A 14,734-nucleotide genomic window follows, 5' to 3' on the forward strand; every position below is an offset into this window, starting at 1 on the left:
TAAATGGACTTTGTGAAGGTTATACATTATCGCTTAGCCAACGGCAGGGTATCGCTGCATACATGTCAGTTCATGCCTGTCATATATGAGATTATGCTTTGCGCGATCTTCTCATACGAGAATTTGTTTATTACATGCTCGCGCCCGGCCGCACCCATTCGGTGCCTCAGCTCATCTGATGCCAAAACACGATCGATAGCCGACACCATACTCTTGACATCATCGGGCTCGGCCAACAACCCGGTTACGCCATCAATCACCACCTCAGGAACGCCTCCTATACGCGGTCCGATTGCTGGCTTTGATGCCATCCCTGCTTCGGCAAAAACAAACCGAAGGCTTCCGGCCTACCTTCCGCAGGATCTATTCTTCCGGACTGAACGATCAGCGACGCCTGCGCGAACAGCCTGGCCTTTTCCCGGATATCACTCACATACCCACGAAATCTGACAGAATCTGCGACATCCAACTCCGCCACCAGCCGCTCCAGTGATTCTCGCTCAGGACCATCACCAGCGATATCGAGCGACATTCCCGGATATGCACCCTTCAACTCTGCAACCGCCCTGATGACTACATCACACGCCTTGATCGGCACAAGACGGCACACCATCAACAACGAGTATTTCTCTGTTTCTGTTTCACTCTCAAGCTCACGCCGGGCCTGGTCCACCTTGTCTGAAAATTCCTGCGACACACCGCAATAGGTGGCCTGTATCTTTTCTTCATTCCGGACCAAACCACTTATCTGGTCAGCCGTGAAACGGCTGTTCACAAATATCATTCGTGAGCGATTCAGCACTTTTCTAACCACAAGCTTCCTGTACAGGCTGCGGATCAGGTCAGTTCTTGTCCCGAGTGCGTCACCTCCATGCACACATACCGCATACTGCATGCCGCGTTTCATCGGCACCCTGGCCCACTCACTTACCGAAGTCACAATAGTGAGATCCGGACCGCCACCCTCGCCAAGCTGATCGACAAGCTTGTGAAGCTCCTTACGAAACCTCTCATTTGCCTTCCAGCGGAAAAGCAGTCCAAGGCGCTGCTGCCGTACTCCCTTCTGCCCTATTCTGATGACCTCGTAATCCACGGCCGCGTCGATCTTCTCATCATGCTCGACATGCGCTGTCACAACCGTTAAGTCATGCCCGATGGCCGCAAGCGCATTGCTCAGATTCAACGAATACTCAGCAATGCCGCCCTGGTTCGGCGGAAAATCTTCGGCCACAACCAGTATCTTCATCTCAGTCTGAATCCGATGACCTTCTGTTCCGGATCACCTTCGCCGGATTCCCTCCAACAATCTCGTATTCATTTACATTTCTGGTTACTACCGCGCCAGCCGCCACGACAGCTCCTTTCCCAAGCGAAACGCCGGGCAGAATTATCGCACGCGCACCGATCCACACATCATCGGCAATATTGACTGGTGCCCGTGCCGAGTAACCCTGGTCTATCATACGAACAGAAGTATCATGAAATTCATGGTTGACTCCGAAGATCATTACATCCGGCCCCATCATCACATTCCTGCCAATGGTGATATCGTAGGGAACTCTGCAATTAGCCCCCAACCCGGACCTGTCACCGATACGGATATTTTTCCCGCTACCGAAGAATGCCCCTTGCTCTATATTCACATCGTGACCACATTCCGCGAACAGTCCACGGCAGACCTGATATCTCAACCAGCGACTCGCTGGTGCTACAACGGAAGCATATGACGTCGTCAGCAACGCAAAAACCAAATTGTACGGTGAATAACTAATAGTTCTGCTACTCATCATATAATGGTCTATGTAAGCAACCTTTTTTTTGTCTTACTTAGAGCCCCATTTACCCACTCCATGTCTCCACTGAGTGCAGACTTAAGGACTTTCAGATAGACATATATGTTGATGAAACCCCAGTATAAGAAGTAAGACATCAGCGTATATTTCTTCAGATAGCGCAACCTGCTGCGTTGCGTTTCGATATATAATTGGGGCGTTATCCCCTTGCCTTTGACCTTGCTGCTCCCCCCGCCATAGTGCACCACTGTGGCCTGTGCCATATATTTCACCCGGTAGCCCGCAGCCCGGGCACGCCTGCAGATATCGGTATCCTCCAGAAACATGAAATAGCCCGTGTCCAGGAAACCGTGTTCACGGATGAAGGCCGTCCTCAGCATCATGGAGCACCCGCTCACCCAGTCCACATACCCGCTCTTGCTGAAATCGATATATTCAGTAAAGATACGCGGATATCGCGCCCCCTTGTCCCTGTCGATACCCAGCGCATTGGTCACAAAGTACCTCAACCCGGGAAAAGGCGCGGCGCCGGGCTGGTCTTCACCGTCAACCCCGATGATCCTGCACCCAGCAATGGCCGTAGTGGGTTCATCGTCCAACTCGCGGATCATCATGCCAAACGCGTTATTTGCAGGATACGCATCATCATTGAATACCAGAAGGTATCTGTAGCCATCCAACATAGGCAGAACCTGGGAATGGTTGCTTGAAAAGCCCATGGGACGCTCATTCCGCATCAGGGTCGCGCCCATCTCTTCAAGCTCCGACAGCCTGGCATCACCGGTGCAATTGTCGATCACGACTATATCGTAGGTTATACCCTGGGTATTTCTGATGATTGATTCGACGCACTCATATATGTATCCGCGGTCGTTGCCATTGACGATTGATATCAGCAGGTCCTTGGATGGCTCACGCTCTTCCCCAATCGACATCGTATCAACCTCTTGCATCTGCACGCATGGTTGGATGATTGTCAGGATCATAACCGAAATCCAGCATCGCTCTGTATGTCAGCTTTTTTATGATATCGGCTTCCAGACCGCCCAACCGGGACCGCCACCTGGTGGCCGACGAAGGATCGAATCCGGCCCGCTTTTCTCCAGTAATACTCGAGGGCTGCCCTGCTCTCGGTTCGAGCATCCTGCTGGAATACGCAATGCCGGCAAAATCACAGAGTGCAGTTATCGTTGCCTCCGGATCGGTCACCAGGTCTTCGTATCTGAATACTCTGTAGCTCTTTTCATTTCCGGCCATCCTACGATGCATTGCCGCCGCCCACCTGTACTGAATCACGACGAACGACTTCATGGTCGTGCGAATCAGGGGCGTCATCAACGGATACCTTGCAAGGCGTTTCTCAGTGCCGCCCGGATCACTGAGCTTGGACACGACGGTCCCCCGAGGATCCCTTGTGATATGCATGATTCGCGCGCCGGGAAACCAACCAAGGAGGTCCTGAATATGGTTTACATATACCGGGAACTTTATCAGGCATTTCCTGTAGCCGCGTATCCGCGTCGATTCCGTCACCAGAGTTCTGAAAACCGCACCAAGACTGCGGTCAGAGCCGATGATCTCTGCATATATCCTGTCCCGCAGAGTCTCCGGATCGATCCGCCTTATCTGCTCCCAGAAATTTCCTCTCAGTCCTGTCCATGGCCTGTCCATGAAAAGCTTAGTAACAAGACGCTCGACATTGACATCGACGCTCAGCGGCCCTGTTTCTTTTCTTACGAATGTTCTGAAATCGTGATGCCATGGATTCAGGAAATGCATTTCCCCGAATCTCATCGTTTCGTCGTCGCAGGCAATCACATTAGACCATAGCGTACTGCCGGTACGTGGCAGCCCGACTATGAATAGCGGGTCCACCCCGCCCGGATTATCACTGGTCGCCGGCTGATCCATCTCGAGCACATACCACGGTAAAGGTCATGGGCCAGAACGCCGGCTGATTACGATATATTTTGTACTCTCCCGCGATTGATTTATCCATCAGCGCTTTTAGCCTGCGGTAGCTGAACAGATACAGATTTTCCTTCGTTGTCCAGGGCCTGTTTTTCCTACACCAGTTGTAGAACAGCCGGTTGTTCCAGTGCAGGAAGGGAAGATTGGTATGTGCTTCGACGGGAAAATATTTATTCGGTGTTGTAAAGAAAACATATCGAGATACTCTGATCATCTCGTTCACGAATCCAAGCTGATCATCGTCCAGCCCCACATGTTCCACTACCGCATTACTGAATACCCACTCGAATTCGTTATCCGCGAATGGAAACCGACCGCCCGCATACTGCACGAAACTCCGACCAGGATATTTCTTCTTCTGCTCGGACAGGTCCATTATCCCAAGCCCCACATACATTTCATCCGCCGCCCTGAACGTATTCAGAAACAGATTACCCGCCGACATCGTGGTACTGCCCGAGACACCTACATCCAGAACCTTACCGCCGGAATATAGTGAATAGAAATGATCCAGCTTGCTTTCCCGAGAGGCATGCATGACGCGGCTTTTTATTTTCTTGATCATCGCCTTCATTCTTCACTCCGCATCATCAACCAGCCCCGCCAACAGATATCGCCGAACCCTCATTCACCCCATTTCTCCTGCGCAGGATCCTATTGTTATTTTCTCGTTCCGGCTGCTTCGGCTCAGCCTCACCTGCTTTCAGATCTGACTCCGCCCTGCAATGCAGCAACGCTAGCGCCAGGCAAACGAATATGATCCCCTCTGGATTGACAAGGTAATTAATGGTGACAAAGCTGATCGCAATATGCACCAGCTGGTATTCGCCGAATTTCATCTCCTCGCTGTCCGGATGTATGCGCCGATTGCGTATTGCTTGTTTGCCTGCATAGTATGCCAGTGCAAGAAGCCAGGCGACGCCGACCAGTCCGAAGTTCTTCAACCAGTGCGCGTAGCCGAGGTCTCCCTGGTACGCGTCCTCCAGCATCTCGGATGTAACCTTACTGCTATCTGCCTGACGGATAAACCTTGCGCCGCTCCCCATCACAGGATGCTCCAGGAACGTCTCCCAGGCATTCTGGATCGTTATCATCCGCCCTCGCCAGGTTCCCTCGCCTTCCGACACATCCTCATAGGCGCTTTCAAACGTGGTAAGCAGGAGATTTCTCTCAGCCATCAGCCCAAGACCTGCACCGACCAGCAGCATGGCAGCGGCAGCACCCGCCAGCATCTTGAACCGCTTTTCGACAAACATGATCCATGCCGCCGCCAGTGCGGCCGCTATAATCCTTCCCCGCGTCTGGCGGAATAGGAGCGCAAAGAAGAAAAACAACATACCAAGGCCATATCTGCTCGTGAGTCTGCCATTCACCACATAGCGCACCATGTACCAGATAAACAGCATTGCGATCAGATTCATCCCCGGGATGTAAGCCCTGACGATACCCGACCTGACGCCCTGCCCTTCCGCCCAGCGATGATGAAAGACAGATATTCCGAGATAATTGATCAACGACAGGATAACGACTGCCGCCCCGAGTAATGCACAGTAATTCAGAAATTTCTTCGCTCGCCCAGATTCATGGAGGGCCATGAGAAACACGAAATATGACAAGTAGTAGAACTGATGCCTGCTCTGTATCAGACCGCTGATTATCGACTGATCGTAGTTGATTGTTGCAATAGCCACCTGTACGAGTGTCATCAGCAAATACATGAAGATCACTATGCCAATGCTGTTGAACACGATCGATCGGTTTCTGCTCCGAAGAAACAGCCACACAAAGGCACACATGACCAGCAGCAGTCCCAGGTCGCTCACCCTGAAAACTCCCTTGATGTGATACCAGGGGAGCAGGGTGAAGGTGTCATAGCACAGGAAGATTATCGTTATAAGAAATATGTATATCATGACCTGGTTTTCGCGTATCCGCCTTTCAAACAGTCCATCCCCTGACTAACCGTACTGCAGAACGCCATGGCAGGTATCAGGTGGCAACCGCCGCCTCATACCAGACGGCGACTACAGTATCTCGCTGTAGAATCCCATATCAAACGGTCTGTAGAATCTCCTGACATCCTCGATCTCCTGCTCACTGAGCAGCATCTTCCACTTATGGATCTCATCTGAGGACAGGCGATTGACATGCTGCACCTCATCCGAGGTTTTAGGCTTATTCGTATCCCTGATGTAGCCAGCCACCGACTCGTTCCAATCCAGCCCTATATCCCCAATCAACTTCTCGTACGCGCGAAGCGGGTCACGGCACAGATCCTCATGCCGCACGACCACCCACTCCGGATGCCTGCCTGCCGCCTCCAGCGCCACCTTATGGTATGCCCCCAGCCGCGAGGCAAGGATTTCGTAAGGCTTGGCAGCAGCCTCCAGCAGTTCCCGGTGCGGACCGAGCAGGCGCGACGGCAGGCCACCTTGGCTGGCCAGCGGCTTCAACCGTGCATCCGGCCATTTTCTGTGTATGCTGTGGCAAACACTGTAGGGATTGCGCAGCAGCACTACCACAACCGGCCTGAACCGCTTATAAATCCATTCAGTATTTGCAAGGCTGTAGACGGACTTCAATATTACTCGCCTGGCGGGTTGCATGTATTGCGTGAACTCACGTCGCACATGCGCCAGATAACCACGGCTGGGCGACATCCGCCTCCTGGTGTGCCCGGAAAATCCCGCCTTATAGATCTGCTCGTAAGGACGATTTTCCATTTCGACGTCGACATGCGGGTGCATTCCCTTGTCGCCTAGCCCCCAAACATCGAGATGGTCCGGCTCCATCATTGCACAGACATTTCCGCTCTTCGCCAGAATCTTCATACACCAGGTCGAACCAGACCTTGGCATACTGGTCAAAAGTATCGGTGACCGCATATCACCTTGGGTATGCATTCAGGTCAAGCTCCATGCGCTGAGCCATACGCCTGTTCGAATCAGCAAAATACGCTCTTATATACTCGCGCTGATACTGCCGTAGAACACGCCCTTTTTTTCTGGACTTCCTCAGCCCCGATACCACCAATGAACGCACAAATTCGGGCATACATACAGCCGGAAATGGATTAAGTTCAGTTTTCCTGAATCGATTCATCAATCGCACTATGTTCACTGCATATGCCGGAAGACTTCTGGCAACAGCTTCACTGTCTTGCATTGGCTGCTCATGTCTTACCCCGAAAAAGTCTGCCATTTCTGTCAGAAGTATCTCTGGCCGCCTCCTCAGATATTCGTATTGTGCGAACATTACATTCTCTGCGCCAAATCGATCCGCATACTCGTGGTACATCTTGTCATATTCATAAAAGCCCAGATCAAAGGCCACAGTTTTCCACATCCTCCTTTCCAACAGGCTTTCGGGCTTCCCCGTGTAACCCTCGGATACGAGTTGCCTGTAAACAGACTCGATCATCTCTACCTGGCCACGTATAAGACAGAAAACTCTCGCTTCTGGTGCTACTTTATTTATACGCCGAGCAAGCATCAGACTGTCATAGCCTCCCGAACATGGATGTCCCGACATCCGCTCAGCGGAAACGACCGCCACATCCCCCTCAGCCAACCCGCATTCCTTGATCTGCTTACGGAGCAGCGCCCTTGATTCTTGCGCATCGAAGTCGCGCTCAGATACACCGATGAGCGACCTCAAAAACCCGTCATCCCACGGCCGGACGGTATTATTTATCAGCCTGATGTGCGGGTGCTGCTCATAATAAACGTTCTGCAGCCACGTGGACCCAGTCTTGTGGTACCCAATGTGAAATACCACCTTATTATGCAGGATGTCATCAACCCCCATCACTTCGCCCCTATTGAATACCTGCGCAGCAGGCCAGAAAGCCCACTTTGTCCTGTCAGCCTTTTTTCAATGCTTCCTAGCATCTCAAAATCCATGCTGTCCAGGCAGCCAACCGCAACCGGCAATACCAGCGCAAACGCATAAACTCCAACGAAGAGCCCTGCATGGCCGAAATGATTGTCTGCCGCTGGCATCATCCCAACGAAGTAAAGCACAGCACAGCACGCGACCAACAACATCACCATCACACCAAACCTCGCATTCAGCGCATGAACACCTGTCTGGCGGAACAACAGAGCCGAAGCAATCATATTGGATGTAATCAGTGCAGCAGTGGACGCCACAGCCGCACCTGTCGCCCCATATTCAGGGATGAGAAGATATCCCAGAGCAATCGCCGCACCTGAGGCTGCCATACTTCCGTAAAGCACATATTTCGGCCTACCGCAGGAAACGAGCGTCGCCACGTTCGGACCCATAATCGAATGGACTGCATACCCCAGGGCAATAATCTGCAACACCACAGCCGAGGCGGCATATTCCCTCCCGAACAACAGCGTCACTATATATTCAGCGTCAATGACAAAATACATCGCCAGGGGAAGCGTAAACACCACGACCCACTTGGTTCCGCTCTCATACAGCCTTTTAAGCTCCGAATGGTTACTCGATACATGCAGCCGCGTTGCAATGGGGGTATAAATAAAACCAAGCGCCATCATGGGAACAAGGAGCAGGATCTGCAACCTGGACGGAGCCATATACAGCGCGACCTGCTCTGCTGACTGATACATGCCAAGCAGCAATGTCCCCACCCAGTCCGTCAGTCTATTGACGAGCCCGACGCCCAGCAATGGTATGGAGAAGGCAAGCATCCCCTTGGCTATATTCATATTTATTCTGAATATCCCGCTCTTTTTCTCCCTGGTCAGCGCGAATACAACAAACATCAGGAACCCGATCCAGACAGATGCAACATATGCAGCCAGAACGCCCTGAAACCTCAGGCCGATCACCATAGTCATTACAACCAGGACAAATCTGGCCACATGGACTGTAATATCCTCAAACAGCGCCTTCGGCCTGGCCTGCTGCCGGCCCTGAAATGTCGCCGTCAGCCCCTGCAGCAGCGCGAGCGGCACTATCAGGAACGCAAATGCCCTCAGCACCGTCTCCAGTCCCGGCTTGTTCAGCCAGGATGAAATGGCATCTGCCAGCCCGTAAAAAACAAAGGACAAGATCCCCGAGCCCAGCGCCATCAGTAACAGCCCCGTTCCCGATACCTCACCAATCGATGCCTGGCTGGCCCGCTCCTGCCGTTTTTGCGCTATCAGTCTGGGCAGACTGTTCCTCAAGCCAAGCGATCCCACCACAACCATGATATTTGCCAGCACATATCCGAAGCTGATCAGGCCATACTCTGAAACCGCGACATAGCGAATCACGAGCACCCCGATCACCAGCTTCAGCAGGTACGCACTCATCGTTCCAAACGTGAATACCGCACCTCCCTTGGCCACCTGCTTCAGCTTGCCCGCTTCGCCTTGTTTCATCGATTCTTTGTCTCGGTCTTGACGCTACGACCACAAACGGCTGTCTACGCCATACTTTTCATTCAGCGTCTGATTGCTTTCACGATAGGCCTCACGCAGGATTGCTTTCGCCTCATTCGATAGTACCGGCTTCCCGTCTTCTGTCTGGTTCCAGGTATTCAGCCTCTCTCTGATCCTGCCTCTGAGTTTTTTCGATGGCATTAGTAGCCGAAGCAGTTTTTTCTCCAAAGCATCCTTATTTTCGAGCCTTTTAAGCATCATCATGCTTTTCGGAACTGTTGCCGTGTGATATTTCCTACCTATATTTTCCGGGACATACTCTGTATCGACATCAAGAAAGCCATATATTCTTTTCATGCATACCTCCGGATGGGACTGCATTTCCTCGCTTGTCAGCACCAGGATTCTGGCCTCATCCACCACCCTGCCAAACCTTTCCAGCTGTTCGCTGTAATACCCCCTGCTTGCATAGCTGTAATGCATGTTTGACAGATAATCCGTCGCTATTCTTTCCGATTCCACCTGTAGCGCCCGTGTAAACTCAAGATCTTCAAGGCCACGCCTGTATGTCATGAGATAATGGGAAAAGGCACGTTCAACCGGGTTCCTGAGCAGGAAGATGAATTTCGTCGCACTCAGATCCATATCCCTGTTCATACGCTCCAGGGCATGCGGGAAGTACATATAATCAGGATCCACTTCGCCAATAGCTGGCTCATTCTTCCATTCTGAAAAATATTCTCGCTCATAATGTTTTATCCCCAACGCATACCGCGCATCATCCACGAAGAACTTCGTTTCTTTTTGCTCAGGGAGATAAATCTCAGGGTGAGCCTGAAGCAGATTATGCAGCGTGGTCGTCCCTGCTTTTTGCGCGCCAACAACGAAGAAGTTAGGTAGCATTCTGACGCTCTCAACCACACACTGTCGCAGTCAAGGCAAGTAAGGTAACGCTGCCCGATTTCCTGCACACATTCCCCCCAAAGCACTCAGACTGCATACTGCTTCTCATAATATTCTCGATAGCATCCATCCCTGACATTCTTACACCACTGCGCATTACGCAAATACCAATCGACTGTTTCCCGTATCCCTTGCTCGAAGGTATTCGCCGGCTCCCATTCCAGATCACACTCAATCTTCGTGGCGTCGATGGCATAGCGCCGGTCATGACCCGGGCGATCCTTGACGAAGGTGATCAATTCCTCACGCGGCCGATCCGCAGGGATCTTTTCATCCAGGATACGGCACACAGTCTTCACGATATCCAGATTGCGGATCTCGTTCTTACCGCCGATATTGTAGGTCTCGCCCAGTCTGCCTCCCTGCAGCACGGCATCGATGCCACTGCAATGATCTTCCACATACAGCCAGTCCCGAATATTCTTACCGTCGCCGTACACGGGCAACGGCTTGCCCTCCAGTGCGTTGAGGATCACCAGCGGAATGAGTTTTTCCGGGAACTGGTAGGGGCCGTAGTTGTTGGAGCAATTGGTCGTCAGCACCGGCAGGCCATAGGTGTGGTGGTAGGCGCGCACCAGGTGGTCGGAGGAGGCCTTGGAGGCGGAATAGGGACTGTTGGGGGCGAAGCAGGTCGTCTCGGTGAACGGCGGATCAGTCTCGCCCAAGCTGCCGTAGACCTCGTCGGTGGAGACATGCAGAAATCTGCAGCCCTGATCGCCGTCCCAGGCATGTCTTGCCACCTCCAGCAGGGTGAAGGTGCCGTGAACATTGGTGCGGATGAAGGCCTCGGGGCCGAGGATGGAGCGGTCCACGTGGGATTCGGCGGCGAAGTTGACCACGTGGTCGATGGCCTCTTCCTCGAACAGCCGCTCCACCAGGGCACGGTCGCAGATGTCGCCCTGGACGAAGCGGTAATTCGGGTTGCCCTCGATATCCTGGAGGTTTTCCAGATTACCGGCATAGGTCAGGGCATCGAGGTTCACCACCCGATCCCCGGGGTGGTTGGCCAGCCAGTAATGGACGAAGTTGGAGCCTATGAACCCGGCTCCCCCGGTGATCAGCAGCTTTCTCATGCCTGATTTCCTTCCACCCATTTAGTCCCGACACGTTCGGGGAAATATTATATTTTATTTCAATATCTTATGATTATATCCGGATTTGATGCGGCCCCGGCAGCCGCGACAGGCTATTGTGCTTGTTAGCGGGGCATTTGACCACCACCGGTATGTTTAACGGCGGCTGTTCGCCGATCCTTTGCGTGATCTGCTTCACAGGTATCTGATCTGCGGATCATGTGGCCGGCCTGACCGTTCACCCTCTCCACTGCGCGACACAATGCCGCTATATCCATGACTCTCCAGCTCCAACTAAACCTGGCCGAGCTCGACGAAGATTATTTTATAATCAATTAGTTATAAATACACAGGCCTTGCCCTCCCAGTCAATGCCAGCCTCAGAGGCCTGGACACGCAGCCGCCTCAAACCGATCTGGGTGCGGCGTCTGCTTCGGGCATAGCGGCCCTGGATCCCGGCCTTCGCCGGGATGACGGCCAGGAAAACAATGACCCATCTGTCGGGATAACAGCAAGCATTACCAACAGTTTCGACCGATGTCCGAAAAGAGCCATGCGGCCCTTAACGTGGTCTGAGTGGCCAGGAGTACCCCACACTCCTCAAGTCCCTTTCTCCGTCAGGATGAAATACTCAGTTCCTGCAGCATGGCGGACAGGCTGGTACGCCAGTGGGGGATCGATCCGGGCAACAGGGGGCGGATCTTTGCCTTGCTCAGCACCGAGTAAGCCGGGCGGCGGGCCGGGGTGGGGTAGTCGGCCGTGGGAATGGGCTGAAGGGTGCGCGCCTTGATGCCAAAGCCCTGGGCCGCGCCCAGTTCCAGTACCGCCAGTGCAAAGTCGTACCAGGAGGCCACGCCCTCGTTGGTGAAGTGGTAGGCGCCCTCGGCGCCGGCCCGCATCAGCGCCAGCATGGCCCCGGCGATGTCGCGGGTCCAGGCCGGGGTGCCGATCTGGTCGTCGACCACATGCAGTTCATCGCGCTCGCCGGCCACACGCAGGATGGTTTTCACGAAATTATGACCGTGGCAGCCATACACCCAGGCGGTGCGCAGGATCAATGCACTGGGCAGTACTTCCAGCACGGCCTGCTCGCCGGCCAGCTTGGACGCCCCATACACACCCAGCGGCGCCGGGCTGTCATCCTCGCGGTAGGGGCTGCTCTTGTCACCGCCGAAGACAAAATCGGTCGAAACCTGCAGCAGGCGCCCATTGCCGCGGCGCGCACCTTCGGCGATGGCGGCGGCAGCATCGCGGTTGACGGCGTAGGCGAGCTCCGGCTCGCTCTCGGCCCTGTCCACCTGGGTATAGGCAGCGCAGTTCACGATCCAGTCGGCCTGGTGAATCGCGATGGTGTCGGCAATGGTATCCGCAGCGGCGGTCAGGTCCAGTTCGTTGCGCGTCAGGGCGACCGCCTCCATGCCGGCGTCTTGCAGCAGCAGAACGAATTCCCGGCCCAGCTGACCGCCGGCGCCTGTGACCAGTACTTTCACCGCAACTCCTTACAAAATTTATGTGTAGGTCGGGTTAGCACAGCGTAACCCGACAACCCGCGACCTGTCGGGTTACGGTGCTGCGCACCTAACCCGACCTACATCTGCTACGACCGCCATTCCCAACTAATAGATCGGTAACTCCGCGCCCATGTCGCGCAGCAACTTGTTGTTCGCGTCCTTGTCGGAGATCTGAAAGTCACCGCCCGGCCAGTCGATGCCGATATCCGGATCGTCCCAGCGGATGCCGTGCTCGGTCTCGGGGGCGTAGAAGTCGGTGCACTTGTACAGGAAGTCGGCCGACTCGCTCAGCACGCAGAAGCCATGGGCGAAGCCGGGGGGAACGTAGAGCTGGCGGAAGTTCTCGCCGGTGAGCTCATAGCCGACCCACTGGCCGAAGGTAGGCGATCCCTTGCGGATATCCACGGCCACGTCGAACACGCTGCCGGCGGTAACGCGCACCAGCTTGCCCTGCGGCACCTCCAGCTGATAGTGCAGGCCACGCAGGACGCCGCGGCGCGAGCGCGAGTGGTTGTCCTGCACGAAGGTCGCATCCAGGCCCTGCTCGGCATACTTGGTTGCATGCCAGCTTTCCATGAAGAAGCCGCGCGCATCGCCATACACGTCAGGCTCGATCAGCAGCACTTCAGGGATGGCCGTAGGCGTGATCTTCATTGCAGCTGCCCGTCTTCCTCCAGCACCTGCATCAGATAGTCGCCGTAGTTGCTTTTCATCAGCGGAGCGGCCAGGGCCTCAAGCTGGGCGGCATCGATATAGCCCATGCGGTAGGCAATCTCCTCAACGCAGGAGACCTTCAGCCCCTGACGCTGTTCGATGGCCTCGATGAAGGTGGCAGCCTGGAGCAGGGAATCATGAGTGCCGGTGTCCAGCCAGGCGGTGCCGCGGCCGAGTTGCTGGACATTGAGTTGCTGCTGTTCCAGATAGATGCGATTAACGTCGGTGATCTCCAACTCGCCGCGGGCGGAAGGTTTGAGGTCGCGGGCGATGTCCAGCACCTGGTTGTCATAGAAGTACAGGCCGGTAACGGCGAACTTCGAGCGCGGTTGCGCGGGCTTTTCCTCGATGGAGACGGCGCGCCCCCCGGCATCGAATTCAACCACGCCATAGCGTTCGGGATCCCGCACCCGGTAGGCGAACACGGTGGCGCCCTCGGTACGGGCAGCGGCCTGTTTGAGATTGGTGCCCAGGCCGTGGCCATAAAAGATATTGTCGCCCAGCACCAGGCTACTGGCAGCATTGCCGACGAAGTCGCGGCCGATGATGAAGGCCTGGGCCAGGCCCTCGGGCCGCGGCTGCTCGGCATAGGCGATATTGATGCCGAACTGGCCACCGTCACCCAGCAGCCGCTGAAAATTGGGCAGATCCTCGGGGGTGGAGATGAGCAGGATATCGCGGATGCCCGCCAGCATGAGGGTGGACAGGGGATAGTAGATCATCGGCTTGTCATAGACCGGCATCAGCTGTTTGCTGACCGCATGGGTCAACGGATACAGCCGCGTGCCCGAACCCCCGGCGAGGATAATGCCTTTCATATCCACTCACTCATTCTGCCCGGATACCCATAATGGGCCCGGCCCCGCCCGCACACCCCCTGTGTCGTGGTCACTGACATCGCCTCTGGTAACGCGGCCGCGCAGGAGTCTACTACGGTTGGAGCACCTCTCCCGATGCGCAGTGGCTTTCTCATGACTTGCCTCTCCACCCTTCCGCCCTGACTCATGCAGGACGATATTATGCTTTTAATTCAGCCAATTATTATTTGGCGGCCATGCGTTGGCGACAGCCAGCCATGCTCTATTCTGCTTGTTGCGAGTCCGTTTGACTACCGCCCTCATGTTAACGACGGGGCAGTCCCGTTTCTTTTGTGGTCCAGTTCATGCCGGTTCGGGCGGCCACTGGATTCCCGCCTTCGCGGGAATGACGGGAGAAATGCGGGGATTATGGGGGGGGAATACGGGAATGATGGGAAATATGCGGATTTTGGGGAATACGCCATGACGGGACCGAATCCTTGATACTCAGAACACCGGGGACAGATTGCGCAGACGGTGGCAATGGCTGAC

At 54.5% G+C, this 14,734-nt stretch carries 13 protein-coding genes and 1 pseudogene; all 14 read right to left on the minus strand.

What is annotated here, in order from left to right:
* Nucleotides 1-133 precede the first annotated feature (133 nt).
* A pseudogene (locus COW1_RS10650) lies at nt 134-1,246 on the minus strand (glycosyltransferase); the annotation flags it as partial.
* A gap of 1 nt (nt 1,247) precedes the next feature.
* Nucleotides 1,248-1,643, minus strand: a complete 396-nt coding sequence (locus COW1_RS10655) for a DapH/DapD/GlmU-related protein (RefSeq protein ID WP_201344162.1) — start codon at nt 1,641-1,643, stop codon at nt 1,248-1,250.
* A 155-nt stretch (nt 1,644-1,798) separates the two neighbouring features.
* Entirely contained in the window at nt 1,799-2,779 is a 981-nt protein-coding gene (locus COW1_RS10660; RefSeq protein ID WP_201344163.1) for a glycosyltransferase family 2 protein, read from the minus strand.
* Nucleotides 2,733-3,704, minus strand: coding sequence for a sulfotransferase (locus COW1_RS10665; protein ID WP_201344164.1), 972 nt, complete (start codon nt 3,702-3,704; stop codon nt 2,733-2,735). The genes COW1_RS10660 and COW1_RS10665 overlap by 47 nt, the downstream gene beginning before the upstream one ends.
* The gene (locus COW1_RS10670) at nt 3,682-4,338 is read right to left on the minus strand and encodes a class I SAM-dependent methyltransferase (RefSeq protein ID WP_242466421.1); all 657 of its coding nucleotides are present in this window, start codon (nt 4,336-4,338) and stop codon (nt 3,682-3,684) included. Before COW1_RS10670 ends, COW1_RS10665 begins: the two co-directional genes overlap by 23 nt.
* Nucleotides 4,339-4,354: 16 nt before the next feature.
* A complete protein-coding gene (locus COW1_RS10675; protein WP_201344165.1) occupies nt 4,355-5,587 on the minus strand; it encodes an O-antigen ligase family protein in 1,233 nt (410 codons plus the stop codon).
* Nucleotides 5,588-5,788: 201 nt separating this feature from the next.
* Entirely contained in the window at nt 5,789-6,667 is an 879-nt protein-coding gene (locus tag COW1_RS10680) for a sulfotransferase (protein ID WP_201344166.1), read from the minus strand.
* Nucleotides 6,651-7,571, minus strand: a complete 921-nt coding sequence (locus COW1_RS10685; protein ID WP_201344167.1) for a sulfotransferase — start codon at nt 7,569-7,571, stop codon at nt 6,651-6,653. Before COW1_RS10685 ends, COW1_RS10680 begins: the two co-directional genes overlap by 17 nt.
* Entirely contained in the window at nt 7,571-9,124 is a 1,554-nt protein-coding gene (locus tag COW1_RS10690; RefSeq protein WP_201344168.1) for a flippase, read from the minus strand. The genes COW1_RS10685 and COW1_RS10690 overlap by 1 nt, the downstream gene beginning before the upstream one ends.
* A gap of 24 nt (nt 9,125-9,148) precedes the next feature.
* Nucleotides 9,149-10,045, minus strand: coding sequence for a sulfotransferase (locus COW1_RS10695; protein WP_201344169.1), 897 nt, complete (start codon nt 10,043-10,045; stop codon nt 9,149-9,151).
* 68 nt (nt 10,046-10,113) lie between these two features.
* Nucleotides 10,114-11,160 (minus strand): dTDP-glucose 4,6-dehydratase, encoded by a 1,047-nt coding sequence (gene rfbB / locus COW1_RS10700; protein ID WP_201344170.1) that lies wholly within the window; start codon nt 11,158-11,160, stop codon nt 10,114-10,116.
* A gap of 617 nt (nt 11,161-11,777) precedes the next feature.
* On the minus strand, nt 11,778-12,650 hold the full coding sequence (gene rfbD, locus COW1_RS10705) for a dTDP-4-dehydrorhamnose reductase (RefSeq protein WP_201344171.1): 873 nt from the start codon (nt 12,648-12,650) through the stop codon (nt 11,778-11,780).
* Between the two features lie 126 nt (nt 12,651-12,776).
* Nucleotides 12,777-13,325, minus strand: coding sequence for a dTDP-4-dehydrorhamnose 3,5-epimerase (gene rfbC / locus COW1_RS10710; protein WP_201344172.1), 549 nt, complete (start codon nt 13,323-13,325; stop codon nt 12,777-12,779).
* The gene (gene rfbA, locus COW1_RS10715) at nt 13,322-14,203 is read right to left on the minus strand and encodes a glucose-1-phosphate thymidylyltransferase RfbA (RefSeq protein WP_201344173.1); all 882 of its coding nucleotides are present in this window, start codon (nt 14,201-14,203) and stop codon (nt 13,322-13,324) included. The genes rfbC and rfbA overlap by 4 nt, the downstream gene beginning before the upstream one ends.
* Between the last annotated feature and the right edge of the window lie 531 nt (nt 14,204-14,734).

The organism is Thiohalobacter sp. COW1 (genome assembly GCF_016629505.1).
Classification (GTDB): domain Bacteria; phylum Pseudomonadota; class Gammaproteobacteria; order Thiohalobacterales; family Thiohalobacteraceae; genus Thiohalobacter; species Thiohalobacter thiocyanaticus_A.

What these genes read in the sequence shown, in the direction of transcription:
- COW1_RS10670 (WP_242466421.1), bottom strand. Translation starts at nt 4,338, where the DNA reads ATGAAGGCGATGATCAAGAAAATAAAAAGCCGCGTCATGCATGCCTCT.
- COW1_RS10690 (WP_201344168.1), bottom strand. Translation starts at nt 9,124, where the DNA reads ATGAAACAAGGCGAAGCGGGCAAGCTGAAGCAGGTGGCCAAGGGAGGT.
- COW1_RS10660 (WP_201344163.1), bottom strand. Translation starts at nt 2,779, where the DNA reads ATGATCCTGACAATCATCCAACCATGCGTGCAGATGCAAGAGGTTGAT.
- rfbC (WP_201344172.1), bottom strand. Translation starts at nt 13,325, where the DNA reads ATGAAGATCACGCCTACGGCCATCCCTGAAGTGCTGCTGATCGAGCCT.
- COW1_RS10665 (WP_201344164.1), bottom strand. Translation starts at nt 3,704, where the DNA reads ATGGATCAGCCGGCGACCAGTGATAATCCGGGCGGGGTGGACCCGCTA.
- rfbB (WP_201344170.1), bottom strand. Translation starts at nt 11,160, where the DNA reads ATGAGAAAGCTGCTGATCACCGGGGGAGCCGGGTTCATAGGCTCCAAC.
- COW1_RS10685 (WP_201344167.1), bottom strand. Translation starts at nt 7,571, where the DNA reads ATGGGGGTTGATGACATCCTGCATAATAAGGTGGTATTTCACATTGGG.
- COW1_RS10680 (WP_201344166.1), bottom strand. Translation starts at nt 6,667, where the DNA reads ATGCATACCCAAGGTGATATGCGGTCACCGATACTTTTGACCAGTATG.
- rfbA (WP_201344173.1), bottom strand. Translation starts at nt 14,203, where the DNA reads ATGAAAGGCATTATCCTCGCCGGGGGTTCGGGCACGCGGCTGTATCCG.